This is a genomic window from Bacillus sp. NEAU-242-2, assembly GCF_027853835.1.
GTDB classification, from domain to species: domain Bacteria; phylum Bacillota; class Bacilli; order Bacillales; family Bacillaceae; genus Bacillus; species Bacillus velezensis.
On the sequence record NZ_JAPNNY010000011.1, the window covers coordinates 1 to 13,622 of the forward strand.

The window sequence follows — 13,622 nt, forward strand, 5'->3', positions numbered from 1 at the left end:
TACTGATGATCGGATAATTCTGTTTATCCCGCTTTTGAATAAGACGGCTCAACTGTTTGATGGTAGGCTGCTCAAAAAGCTCCTTCACCTTTATATCCGTGCCGAATGTTTTTCTGATGCGGGAAATTAACATAGAGGCCTTTAATGAATGACCACCGATTTCAAAGAAATTTTCATCTATACCGACGCGTTCCCTGCCAAGTACAGCTTCCCAAATCTCCGAAAGTTTTTTCTCCGTTTCATTTGTCGGCGCTTCATATTTTGTTTCGGACATTTGAGATATATCAGGTCGAGGAAGTGCCCGTCTGTCAATTTTCCCATTTACCGTCAAAGGCATGTTATCCATTTGTTTAAAGTACGATGGAACCATATATTCCGGAAGAAAGTCTCTCAGAAAGTGCTGCAATTCAATCTTTGCGATTTTATGATTTGAAGTGTAATAAGCACAGATATATAAATCATCATCACCATTATGATTTACTGTTACAGCCGCTTCTTTAATTTCTGTATGATTGATCAATCGGGCTTCTATCTCCCCAAGCTCGATTCTAAAACCGCGGATTTTGACTTGCTCGTCCCGCCGTCCAATAAACTCCACATCGCCATTTTCTAAATAACGCACTAAGTCTCCTGTTTTATAAAGACGTGCTGAAGGATCATTATTGAAAGGGTGTGATATAAACCGTTCCTTCGTTAAATCAGGCCGTCGCCAATACTCTCGCGCCAGCCCATCTCCGCCAATAAACAGCTCACCAGGAATACCAGGCGCTACCGGTTTTAATTGCGAATCTAAAATGAATATTTCTGTACCAGAAATAGGCCTCCCTATAGGAAGCGTACTGCCTTTCCAATCATGAGGGACCGGGAAACAACAGGTAAAGGTCGTTCCCTCTGTCGGTCCATATCCGTTAATTACTTGTACCTTTCCAAGTGCTAATACTTTTTGAACATGCGGAACGGAAACCACATCTCCGCCTACCAATAATTGCTGAAGCCCTTTTAATGATTCTAACTGCTGATCAACTACTAGAGAAAATAAACCGGCCGTCAGCCAAAGAGTCGTAATGTTATATTTTTTTACAGCTTCTGCAATATCATCAGCCGTCGGTATTCCCGGAGGCATTATAGCCAGACATCCCCCATTCAATAAACAGCCCCAGATCTCGAAGGTAGAAGCGTCAAAAGCGGCAGAAGCTAATTGCAGAAACGTTTGATTCTCATCAAATACCGCATAATCAGTCTCCTTCACCAGCCGAATCACACCGCGGTTAACAATACTTACTCCTTTAGGCAGTCCCGTTGAGCCTGACGTATACATGACATAAGCCAGGTCATCCAAGGAACCTTTTATGCCAATATTAGATCCATCCATCTTTTCAATTTCTTCTTTCATACCATCCAAACAGATTACGCCGTCCCCGTGAGGCGGGAGTTGTGACTGAATGCTTTCGTTTGTAATCAGCAACTCTACACCTGAATCTTCGATTAAGAATGATAGTCTTTGCTTCGGATATTGAGGGTCTAACGGCACATAAGCACCGCCTGACTTTAATATTGCCAGAATACTAATATACAAATCAAAAGAGCGTTCTAAAGCAATTCCGACAAGGTCTCCCCGTTTTACTCCGCACTCCTGAAGATACCGTGCCAGCTGGTTCGCACGGTGATTAAGTTCTGCGTAACACATTGAAGAGTTTTCTAGTACCAAAGCAGTCTTATCCGAATATTCATCAGCCTGCTGCTCAAACACCTCTGAAATTGTTCCAATTTTCGAATAATTATCTTCCCAGCCAAAGATTTTCTTTTGCTTATTTTTTTCTTTCAGGAATCTCATATCTTTCACTCTGATATTTTCAGGAGTTATCATAGCTTCAAGGATCATCTGAAATCGCAGTGACAAATCTTTTATCATATTTTGAGAATAGAGGCATTCGTTATAGTGTATGGCTGTCTCTATGTATTGTTTCTGGTTCATAAACGAAAATAGGATATGAATAGCGGGATTTTCTTGATTAAGTATGTATTCTTGAATATTTTCAAGGACTATCATGACATCAAAAGGAAGGCCAGTCATTTTATCACTTGTTCGAGAATTATTTTGGGGGCTTTCCAATGCCTGTTCTACGGTGAATTCGACTTTATGTATGATCTCTTTTAATAGGTCTTCACCATGAACAGCATTTTTAAGAGTCAAAATTTCTTGCTCAGAATCAATCGTTCTGTTCTTTCTGAAAACAGGAGTCTTGATTACAATATTTTGTCTTTCTGTATATTGATTTATTAACAAAGTCAGTGCCGCTGTTAATACGACATGCAGACGTTCATCCGATCCATTGCAGCATACATTCAGCTTATCGCTTAATTGCTGTGACAATTTATATGTAAGATTTTTCATTCTTTTTTCTTTAGAAGGTTTACTTCCCACTAAAAAATGCTCTTCAGTTTTTAACTCACCAATACTGTTTTTATCTCCCTTTATACTTTTTGTCATAACAAAAACTCCTTCACTTGATATCAAAATTCAATTCATTCACTGAATTAAAACAGCAGAGGCTTTCGGTGGATTTTTATGTTAAACTGCATCACAGGCAATAACGCTCACCAATAATTATTGTTGTAGTCTGACAGTTTATTTATCGGCAGCAAAAACCATTTTTTAATGATATAGACCCGTACAAACACTTTTTTAAAAAAAAGGATAATGAAGAAGAACTAGCCATCTTTAAGAAATATTATACAAATGTTTAAGAGTTGTCAATTAGCGGGGAAAAACACCTAAGCACATTAACCCAGTTTTTATTTTTCGTATTAACATAAAAAAAACCGGGACAAAGTAACACTCCCGATTTTTCAATCAACAATTTATCTCAAGGTTTTATTTATAATGTCAGTTATTTCATTCGAAAATTGATGAATAAAAAAGTGATTTCCTTCAAACGTATAAAAATTGCATTTCCCTAAAGTATAATGTCCCCAATTACATATTAAATCTGAGCTTATCGTCTTGTCATTAATACCATGCAACACTGTTATATCACAGTCCATAACAGTCTTATTTTCAGAAATAACATCCTCTTCTAACATTTTGAAATCACTTCTTAAAATAGGAAGATATAATTGTTGTAATTCCTTGTTATGTAACAGTTCTTCCGAAGTCCCGCCCATATCCATGATTCTTTGCAAAAATAAATTATCCGGCAAAGCATGAATCATCCCCTCTGCTTTTTTCGTTTTAGGAATGCCGCAGCCGGAAAAAAATATGTGATTGGGCTTCTTCTGCTGCATTTCAGCAATTTTACAATATAACTTATAAACTAATCGGCCTCCCATACTGTGGCCGAATAAAGCATAATCACACTCCCTGATTTGATCCTTTATCAGATCATATATATCATTAACAGCCTCATCTATATGTTCATAAAAATCTTCGTTAATTCTTGTACCTCTTCCTTTTAACTCAATAGGATGTATTGTTAAAGAGCCACTCATTAACCTTCTCCATTTATAGTATATTGCACTTGATCCCCCTGCATACGGAAGACAAAATATTTTTTTCATAATTCACCTCAGAAATTTTGTAATAACCCGATAAAAAAACACCCTGAAAAGGATGTTTTTACTATCTCATTTTATATATGAAATGCTCTTGAAACTCCGTTGATGATGAGGAAGATTCCTATTACTCTTAAAATGATCCTTGTTGTTCTGTTATCTTTTCCAAAAGCAACTTGCCCGATTTTACCGATAAATACATTCATGAGTACACCTATAATTAATTCAGCCATTCCAAATAGTTCTTCCATACCCAATTCCCTCACGTCCTTTTTGATCTGTTAATTTTATCCGATTATTGTTGATTTAATTTTCTTTTTTAATCTCCCTGCTTATTAAGATGAAAGATACAATAATACTTAATAAGCCGACACTTGCAAAAATTACGATCGGAAGCCATTCAGTTCCTAAGGTACTCTTACTAAAGATAATGTTGTTTAAAGACTGTATTGCCCATGCTTCGGGTGTAAATTTAGAAATAACCTGCATATATTTTGGAGCAATTTCCAATGAGAAAAAGGAACCGCCTATCATCCCGCTTACTGCAATTATGATCGATGCGGCAGAAGTAAACTGCTTTTGGCTTCTCATAAATGGAACCATAATCATCGTAATGCAGGTCAATGCAAATAAATAAACAGCGAGCATAACAGCGATGGCAAAGATGTTATGACCTATGCTGATCTTGAGTAAATATTTTCCCGCAAGTATTATAACGATTATATGAATGATTCCGGAAATATAAGTAGCAGCCATTTTGGATAAAACATATTTTGTATAGTTTATAGGCGTACTTAGTAATCTGCTGAAAGTATTATTCTCTTTTTCATCAATAAGTGTTCTTAACCCTTGAATAACAACAAACCAAATAAACATTACAAGAAAACCAATTAATCTCACGGTCGCATTATCCTGAGTATGTTCACCCTGACTTAATGTTTTGTCATTCACTTCTATTCCTGAATTGTTTTTCAATTTCTTGAAAATGTTTTTTTCTATATCTTTTGAGTCCGTATGCAACTGTGCAGACATATATTGCGAATCTTTAACTACCTTTTTAAGAGTTCCCGCCTCATTTGTGACCAGCTGCTCTAACAATGTTCCGCTGCCGTTCTCATAGTTTTGGATGATTTTCATTTTTATCTTGTGATTGTCCGCCAAATCCTTTCCAAAACCTTTTTCAATAACGACCCCAAAAGGAATATCCTGATCATCGACTTTTTTCTTTATTTCATTTTCCGTTAGCTTTATAACTTTAATATTTTTATGCTCTTTTATCATTTCAATGAGCTTTGCAGCATAGTTGCTTTTATCAGCATTGGCTATATACAAGTTCTCTTTGCTATCCGTATCTTGAGAAAAAGAGAACAAAAATGTAAGGATTAACGGCACTGAAATAGTTGCAAAAATTGCTAATCTATTTCGGAGCATCAGCTTCAGCTGATGTTTAATCATGGCAATCAATTGCACTACTACGCCACCTTCTTCCTGTTGAATACCATAATATTAATAAAGACAAAGATGAGACCAATACCAATTAGCTCAAGCAAATCAATATACATGCCACTAAGACCAATATTCTGTTTGACTTTTAAATAAGAGTTTATTGCCTTACCGTTCGGTATGATCTCTTGGACAACCCTCAAGCTATCAGGCAGTCCGTTCTTAGAAATAAAACTGCCTCCCAAAAAACTAAAAATATAAAGAACCGGAGAAGCCATACTGGACACCGCCACGTGGTCCTTAGCGGTAAAACCCCAAAACAATACAATGCTGCCTATAGCAAATGCGTATACTACCGTAATAACAAAAATATCAAACAAGTTGCCCCAGTTCATTCGGAATACGACCCAGCTTATCAGAATAACAGCAGTCATCTGCATTAAGATCGCAAAAATAATACCTGTCAACTTTCCAAGCACATACTGAATATTTAAAGTCGGTGTAGATTTAATTCTGAACAGCGTATTATTCTGCCGCTCATCAACAATGCTATGAACAAGCACAAAAGCCGTCATAATGGAAAACATGACAACCATCGCAATTGAATAATACTGCATGGAATCGACAGGAACCGCATTTTTATTTGTCGCTGCTTTTGGGATATCAGCGGAGATCCCGTCATTATCGGCCAAATCGTTCATCATTTTTTCTATTTTTTCTTTTGGTACGCTGCCGCCGGGGCTGATATGTTTTATTACTTCTTGTTGCTCAGCACTCATTGTTTTCACGCTTTTCGTAAAGCCCTCCAAAACAGCCTGAACAATATTTTTATCTATGGTCTTATTATTATCTCCAATTAAATCGATATTTGTTTTCCCGTTGTTCATAACGGCTTTCGTAAAGTGTTTCGGTACATAGATAAAAGCTGCAGCCTTTCCTTCTTTAACTAATTTTTCACCGTCATTGTAGCTCTCAGCTTCTTTTAAATGAATGATATCTTTGAGATCGCCTTTCTTAAAAACTTTATCCTTTAAGACATCACCTAAAGAAACACTCTCCCCTGAATCTGCTGAGTAAAAAGCTACATCAAATGCTTCGATTTTTGAATCTGAATTACTGAACACACTGCCCAATATGAGGATTAGCAGTGATGGAAACAGCATCAGCTTTAAATAAAATGACTTATTTTTTGTTAACAGCTTAAAATCAAGAAAAAATAAGTTGAATAATTTTCTCAAGATAGCCTCCTCCTACTAATCTCTTAGGTTTTTCCCTGTAATTTGAAGGAAAATGCTTTCCAAATTTACTTCCTCGTACTTAAAGCTAGTGAGGTCGATCCCCAGATTTTTGATATCATCTACAATTTCAATGATGTTTCTTTCCTTCGTCGATACAAGCATTGAAATTTGTTTATGATCTACCGTCACTTTATCAATTCCTGTAATGCTGTTTATCCGGCTGAGTGCCTCTTCATTAGCACCCTTAAAAGTAACAGTTAAAGTGTCACAAGCATTTAAGTTTTCCTTGAGTTCTTCTTTCGTTCCTAAAGCAATAAGAGATCCATGATCAACAATTGCCACCTTCTCGCAAAGATACTCTACTTCTTCCATGTAGTGGCTGGTATAAATAACAGTCATTCCTTTTTCTTTATTCAGCCTTTTTACTGTTTCAAGGATATGATTTCTTGATTGCGGATCAATTCCTACTGTAGGCTCGTCAAGAATTAATAATTTAGGATTATTCATTAACGCCACGCCTATGTTGACCCGGCGTTTCATTCCCCCGGAAAACTCTGATACATTTTGATTTTTTTTATCTGTCAGTTCAATAATCTCCAGAACCTCATCAGTTCTTTCTTTTAGCTTTTTCCCTTTCAGCCCGTAAAGGCTTCCGAAGAAGTTCAAGTTATCTTTGGCGCTTAACGTTTCATATAAAGCTAAATCCTGCGGAACAACCCCCATTATTTTTTTTATCTCAATAGGTTTTTCCTTAAGTGATTTATTATCTACTTTAATTGTCCCGCTGGTAGGTGCAAGAACAGTGCTAATCATAGAAACCATTGTTGATTTGCCGGCACCGTTAGGACCCAATAGTCCGAATACTTCTCCATCTTCTACAGTCAGCGAAATATTATTAACTGCCGTAAAGTCATCATATTTTTTGGTAAGTTTTTTTAACTCAAGCATAATTAAAACACCCCTCGTGGTATTTCGGTTCTTTTATTTTAACCTGGATTGAATATTTTTAGAATTTACTATAGTACTCATTTACCTTATTACTTTAGTTACGAATCGCATTGTTACTTTAGTCATGCACGGAAGGTGTAAGTCCGGATATATTCAGAAGAAAATGGAGGAAAGGAATTTGATGAAATTCCTTTCTGATTGAAGGAAAAAAGTTGAATCACATATGCTTTTGTAAATATAAGCTAAGCTCCGTTCGGTTGTTCATTTGAAGTTTTTCCAGTATTCTTGATACATAATTTTTGACTGTGCCTTCAGTAATAAACAGTGCTTCGCTTATAGCTTTGTTGCTTTTCCCTTCCATAATCTGTTTAGCGACTTCTTTTTCTCTGGGAGTAAGCAATTGCACCAGCTGTTCCTTTTCATTATTTTCTTGAACAAGCTCTTTATTATGTTCTACCGAATTTAGAGCCTTTACAACTTTTAGCGTTACCTTAGGATTTAACAGAATATTGCCTTCACATGCTGTTTTGATGGAATCAATAATTTCTTGTGAATCAGAATCTTTCAGTATGTAACCATCAGCACCGCTTTTCAGTCCAGTAAAAATGTATTCACTATCGTTAAAGGTTGTCAGGATAATTACTTTAATATCCGAATATCTCTCTTTAACTAGCTTTGTTGCTTCAATGCCGTCCATTACGGGCATTCTTATATCCATTAAAATGATTTCAGGCCTTATCTGTTTTAGCAAATCTAATAAATGTTCACCATTAGAAGCTTCGCCTACAATATTAATTTCCTCGTGCAGACTCAGAATCATTTTAAGCCCTTCCCTGACAATTTGCTGATCATCCACAATGATAATATCCATATCAATACCTCCTCACATTCGGATTAAAGATCTGCTATCTCGGGGATTACGGCTTCCACAGTAAATCCAGAATCTAGCCCTGAATAAAAATCAACCTCTCCTCCAAGTGCGGCAAATCTTTTTTCTATTCCGTTTATTCCATTTGACTTATTAATTTCAGAACATCCTGTTCCGTTATCAGTTATCGATATAGAGATTTTTTCAAAAGACTTACGTATTTTTATTGAAAAAAACGTAGCATTTCCATGTTTTATCCCGTTGGTTATAGACTCTTGTACTGTTTTATAGAGACAATTCTTGATATCTGGATCAGCTGACTCTACTTTATTGTCCATATCAAGCTCGAATTTTATTTCATTTGTTTGCTGAAAATTTTCAAAAATCTCATTGATCGATTTCAGAAGCCCTTTTTGAGGAGCAGGGTCATTGAGCAAAGCGACAGCTTCTCTCAGGTTAATAATACACTCCTTCGATAAATCATGTGACTTATTGATGACTTGTTTAGCCTCGCCGGGATTTTTACTTACTATTTTATCGGCGAATTCAAGATTCATTGTTAATGCGATCAAATAATGCCCCAGGGAATCATGAAGCTCTTGTGCAATTCTTGTCCGCTCTTTAGAAATAGTTAACTCTTGAATTTTTTGAGAATAATTCTTAAGTTTAGTGTTTACACTTTGTAATTCTTTATTTAATGTTTGTATTTTTGCTTTTTCGAGCAGTACGTTTCTAAACAGATAAATAATAGCCATGATCACTAAATAGGACATCAATATATCTTTCCCGCTGGTCCCTGCTGCTTTAAGAGCTGTAAAAAAAATAATAAAATGCAGACTTACTACAGTCCAGGGCAGTTTACGAGTTGTTACAATAATCTCGATCAGTAAGAAAATATTATATATTTGAGAACCGAGACAGTTAATTTTAAACAATAAAATGCCTGATAAAAGGTTACTTACTAAAAAAGATGCATAATATCTAAAAGAATACTGACCGCTTAGGTATTTTAATCTGATATGATCGTTGACGACTAAAAAAATGGTGATAATCAGCAGGTAAGCGGATTCCGAAGCCGTAAAAGTTGGCGTTTTAAAAATAGAACTGATAATAGAATATAAGGAAAAACAAATAATGGTTTTCTCTATGAGCACTCTTGTACTAATTGAAGAAAGATTTTTCATAATAATCCTTCCCGAGACAACTTGATATAAATTATATTATACATATATTGAGAAATCATAAAGCTACAACCTCCACGTTCAGCACATCATACAGCTCATCAAGCGAATGAATTTCATACGTCGGGATAATCCCGGACTCATTTGCTTTCTTTCCGGGATTAAACCAGCACGTATCCATTCCCGCCATCTGACCGCCTTTTATGTCCGCGCTCAATGAATCGCCGATAATAAGCCCGTGCCCGGCAGAAAAACCGGGAATTCTCGCAAATACATAATCAAAGTATTCCTTCATCGGCTTTTGAAAACCCGTGTCCTCAGATACAAACACATCTTTAAAAAACGGATACAGACCGGAGTCGCCCAGCCGCTTATATTGTGATCTTGAGACGCCGTTCGTCACGATGTATAAATCAAATAAAGGACTCAGCCGTTCAATCAGCTCATAAGCTCCGTCTATCATCTGGTGCCCTTCTTCTAAGTATTGGCGGTACGCCTGATTCATCAGCACGCCGTCGGCTTCAAGGCCGTATTCTTTAAACAAAAGGGCAAACCGTGTATTCACCACTTCATCGCGGGTCATTTCCCCCTCTTCAAACGCCTTCCACAGCCCTTGATTTAACGCTTTATAACGGGCTTCCACCTCTGCCGTCAGCTCCAGCTTTGAACCTTGGAACAATTTTTGAAGAGCATCGGTTTCTGAAGCGGTAAAATCCAGCAGCGTATTGTCTATATCAAATAATAACGTACGGTAATGACTCATCGATGTTTCCCCCGGTTCTGCTTTTTTTAACCAGTATACCACTCGCGGACAAGCCGAAAAAGACACCCCTGTAAGAGAGGTGTCTTTTTGAATTATACAGCGTCTTCTATTTTCGATTTTTCACCAGGCATGCGCTTGCCGATACCGAACGCATAATAGCTGACCGTCACAATCGCCAGGAAAATCACCCCGACAACCAAAGAAATCCGCGTATCTTTGTTAAACCACATGCCGATCAATACCATGAGTAAGAAAGCGATCGTCAAATAGTTTGTAAACGGCGCAAAAGGCATTTTAAACGGATGCTTATCAAGCTCAGCGCCTTTCGCTCTTCTGAAACCGAGATGGCTGATCAAAATGACGAACCACGGAATCATTCCCGGCAGCACACTCGCGCTGTACACATAAACAAAAATTTTCGGAGGCGCGATGTAGTTCAGCACAACACCGATCACAAGTCCGATTAATACCGCAAGCGTACCGAATATCGGCACACCGCTCGAAGAAACTTTCTTAAAGAATTTCGGTGCCTGTCCGTTCACGCCTAACGTATAAAGCATACGTCCCGCACTGAATATCCCGCTGTTGCATCCGGACATCGCAGCGGTAATCACCACAAAGTTAATCAGACCGGCCGCCGCCGTAATCCCGACTTTCGCAAATGTCGAAACAAACGGACTGCCGAGTGAGTGAAGCTCATTCCACGGATATACGGTAACGATTACGAAAATCGCACCGATGTAGAAAATCAAAATTCGCCAGATAATGCTCTGAATCGCGCTTCGCAGCGTTTTTTGCGGGTCCTTCGCTTCCCCTGCCGTAATTCCGATCAGCTCGACCCCTTGATAGGCCGCAACAACCAAAGACAAAGCAAAGAAAAATCCTGAAAAACCATTTGTAAAGAAACCGCCGTGCGACCATAAATTAGATAATCCGATCGCATGCCCTCCGTTACCGAAACCGAAGAAAATAATTCCGATTCCGGCCACAATCATCAGAATAATGGTGACGATTTTGATCATGGCAAACCAAAATTCAAACTCACCGAAAGATTTTACTGAAATTAAATTCGCCGCACCGAGAATGGCCATGGCGATAATGCCGGGAATCCATGCCGGCAGATCAGGAAACCAATATTTCATATACGAACCGACGGCGATAATTTCAGACATCCCGACGATCACCCATTGAAACCAGTTGCTCCACGCCGTCATATAGCCGGCTAACGGATGTATATACTTATGGCCGAATGTCGCAAACGACCCTGTACTCGGCTCTACATAGAGCATTTCGCCCATCGCACGCATGATAAAAAAGATAAAGATACCCGAGATCGCATAAGCCAGCAGGACAGACGGCCCGGTCCATCCGATCGTGCTGGATGACCCCATGAATAAACCGACACCGATCGTGCCGCCCAGCGCAATCATCTGTATATGACGCGCGCCTAAGCCTCTCTTTAATTCTTTGTTTGCCACTTCGCTTCCTCCTCTTAACAGCTCTGATATATGTGAAATAATGAAGCAGAAGGTGCACCTGTTGAACCTAACTCAATCTTCATTTCCCGCAATATTAGAAATATTCTATCTTCCTATCGTTATATAATCTCCAATTTCCTTATTCCATCATAATAAATTTTCGTGGAAAATACAATTGTTTTTTTCAGGCAAACACCTTACACTCTGGACCACCGGAGTAAAAATAAAGCGCTTTCATTTTCATTGAATTATGAATATTGAGATAATAAATGCCGCAGCCTCCGAGAAACATTATTTCCCAGGAGAAACGTTTTCCGCCCCCTATTCAATATTATTTTTGCTAAGCAGAATGGCGTAAAACCTTACTCTGTTCCATTCACCCTTGTATACGCCATAATCCTGCTTAACCCGGCAAAAATCATGCATTAATCGATAAATGCCTCATTCAGCCGCAGCAAAAGCCGGCCGAACATTTCTTTTTCATCGCCGGACCAATCGTCAAGCATACGATGATACCGCTCAAGGCGCATCTTTTTATCAGCTTTTAACCTCTGTTTGCCAAGCTTCGTAATCGCAAACAGACTGACCCGCCCGTCAGAAGGATCAGAAAAACGCTGGATCAGCTCTTTCGACTCCAAGGCCGCTGCCTGGCGTGACAATGTAGAAATATCCAGCTTAAATGATTCGGCCAATTCCTTCACACGCGCAGGCCCGAATTCATCCAGCTGCCGTAATAACAAATACGCAGCCCTTTCCAGATGTCCGATTTTACGGTCGGAGTTATCAAGATAAACAGCTCTCCTGATGAAAGTGGTGAGTTCATATTCAATTAATTCAATCGGATCTTGTTTTGACAAACGCCTCACTCCTTACATTGACAACAGCAACATTAGTTGTATAATACAAACATATGCACATTTACTCAGAAAACATATAGAAAGATTTTGCATACATATATTTGTATAGTACAAATATATGTGCCAAAAGTAAAGAAACTTATAGAAACATCAAGAAAGGGGGAAGCTGCTCTTCTCCAAAGAACAGCATCGTTGTGAAAGTCATACGCATCATCTTGCAAATCATTATTTTATTCGCATTTTCCTTTATCGGGGGAGCCGTTCAGCAGTTCTTTCACCTGCCCATTCCCGGAAGCATCATCGGTTTGATCCTGCTGATCATATGTTTATCGGTTAAGATCATTCCCGTCAAAATGATTGAAGACGGAGCCGGATTTTTGCTGTCTTTTCTTCCGCTGTTATTCATTCCGGCCATGACGGGCGTCATCAATTACCCGTCACTGTTTTCCGCCAGCGGGGCTGCTCTGTTTCTGATCATCGTGCTGAGCACCATCGTCACAATGATCGCCGCAGGGTACGCCAGCCAGCTGTTAGAGCATAAAGCCAATCAGAGAAAGGAGAAAAAGAAGTGCAGCAAGCATGTATCGCAATTGTTATAATTTTGTTCACGGCCGCCGCCTATCTGGCTATGGTGAGATTATATGTGCGCTTTCCATATCCCTTTCTCATACCGGTTTTGACGACTACGATTTTCATTATCGCCGTGCTGCTTATTTTTCATATTCCGTATAAAGCGTATATGATCGGCGGACAATGGATCAATTCACTGCTCGGACCCGCCGTGGTGGCTTTGGCATACCCGCTTTATAAGCAGCGCCGGGTGTTAATCAAGTATATGTTTCCGATCATCGGCGGCGTGTTGGCCGGTTTATTCTCCGGAATGGTCAGCGGCCTGCTATTTGCAGAGCTGTTCGGCATCAGCCGGAGTTTGATTTTGTCAATTATCCCAAAATCAATTACGACGCCTGTCGCCATACAGATTGCGTCCGGTATCGGCGGTGTCCCTTCCATGACAGTCGTGTTCGTCATGATCGCAGGGTTTTCCGGCGTTATCTTAGGACCGCTGCTTCTCAAGTGGATCCGCATCCGCAGCTCACTCGGGAAAGGAATTGCATTCGGGAGCGCCTCCCATGCGCTCGGCACCTCAAAAGCAATGGAGTACGGAGAATTAACGGTCTCCATGAGTTCTGTATCCATGACGCTCTGCGCCGTGTTAGGGTCGGTCTTCGGCCCCGTCGTAGCATGGATGTTTCAAATTTAAAGCCGGCGGTTCTCCGTCAGCTTTTTTCATGTG

General features: G+C 39.0%; 13 protein-coding genes. 2 read left to right on the top strand and 11 right to left on the bottom strand.

What is annotated here, in order from left to right; genetic code table 11:
• The 11 genes from OWN49_RS18915 to OWN49_RS18965 form a co-directional block, all read right to left on the bottom strand.
• Positions 1 to 2,491: non-ribosomal peptide synthetase (locus OWN49_RS18915; protein ID WP_270908873.1), on the bottom strand; the 2,491-nt coding region annotated here is incomplete at its 3' end.
• Between the two features lie 371 nt (positions 2,492 to 2,862).
• On the bottom strand, positions 2,863 to 3,558 hold the full coding sequence (locus OWN49_RS18920; RefSeq protein ID WP_077721724.1) for a thioesterase II family protein: 696 nt from the start codon (positions 3,556 to 3,558) through the stop codon (positions 2,863 to 2,865).
• Between the two features lie 71 nt (positions 3,559 to 3,629).
• Entirely contained in the window at positions 3,630 to 3,809 is a 180-nt protein-coding gene (locus OWN49_RS18925; RefSeq protein ID WP_024084829.1) for a hypothetical protein, read from the bottom strand.
• Positions 3,810 to 3,858: 49 nt separating this feature from the next.
• Positions 3,859 to 5,022 (bottom strand): ABC transporter permease, encoded by a 1,164-nt coding sequence (locus OWN49_RS18930; protein WP_077721723.1) that lies wholly within the window; start codon positions 5,020 to 5,022, stop codon positions 3,859 to 3,861.
• Positions 5,023 to 5,024: 2 nt separating this feature from the next.
• Complete coding sequence (locus tag OWN49_RS18935) at positions 5,025 to 6,233, bottom strand: ABC transporter permease (RefSeq protein WP_077721722.1); 1,209 nt, start codon at positions 6,231 to 6,233, stop codon at positions 5,025 to 5,027.
• Between the two features lie 15 nt (positions 6,234 to 6,248).
• Entirely contained in the window at positions 6,249 to 7,181 is a 933-nt protein-coding gene (locus OWN49_RS18940) for an ABC transporter ATP-binding protein (protein WP_077721721.1), read from the bottom strand.
• A 217-nt stretch (positions 7,182 to 7,398) separates the two neighbouring features.
• Positions 7,399 to 8,052, bottom strand: a complete 654-nt coding sequence (locus OWN49_RS18945) for a response regulator transcription factor (RefSeq protein ID WP_077721720.1) — start codon at positions 8,050 to 8,052, stop codon at positions 7,399 to 7,401.
• Between the two features lie 23 nt (positions 8,053 to 8,075).
• Positions 8,076 to 9,233 (bottom strand): sensor histidine kinase, encoded by a 1,158-nt coding sequence (locus OWN49_RS18950; RefSeq protein WP_057080165.1) that lies wholly within the window; start codon positions 9,231 to 9,233, stop codon positions 8,076 to 8,078.
• 55 nt (positions 9,234 to 9,288) lie between these two features.
• Complete coding sequence (locus OWN49_RS18955; protein ID WP_063174608.1) at positions 9,289 to 9,993, bottom strand: YjjG family noncanonical pyrimidine nucleotidase; 705 nt, start codon at positions 9,991 to 9,993, stop codon at positions 9,289 to 9,291.
• Positions 9,994 to 10,085: 92 nt separating this feature from the next.
• The gene (locus OWN49_RS18960) at positions 10,086 to 11,471 is read right to left on the bottom strand and encodes an amino acid permease (RefSeq protein WP_003156747.1); all 1,386 of its coding nucleotides are present in this window, start codon (positions 11,469 to 11,471) and stop codon (positions 10,086 to 10,088) included.
• Positions 11,472 to 11,896: 425 nt separating this feature from the next.
• Positions 11,897 to 12,328, bottom strand: a complete 432-nt coding sequence (locus tag OWN49_RS18965) for a MarR family winged helix-turn-helix transcriptional regulator (protein WP_003156749.1) — start codon at positions 12,326 to 12,328, stop codon at positions 11,897 to 11,899.
• 194 nt (positions 12,329 to 12,522) lie between these two features.
• Here OWN49_RS18965 and OWN49_RS18970 point away from each other — a divergent pair, with 194 nt between their 5' ends.
• Together OWN49_RS18970 and OWN49_RS18975 are read left to right on the top strand one after the other, a co-directional pair.
• Positions 12,523 to 12,927, top strand: coding sequence for a CidA/LrgA family holin-like protein (locus OWN49_RS18970; RefSeq protein ID WP_077721717.1), 405 nt, complete (start codon positions 12,523 to 12,525; stop codon positions 12,925 to 12,927).
• A complete protein-coding gene (locus OWN49_RS18975; protein WP_077721716.1) occupies positions 12,897 to 13,589 on the top strand; it encodes an LrgB family protein in 693 nt (230 codons plus the stop codon). Before OWN49_RS18970 ends, OWN49_RS18975 begins: the two co-directional genes overlap by 31 nt.
• The last annotated feature ends 33 nt before the right edge of the window (positions 13,590 to 13,622 follow it).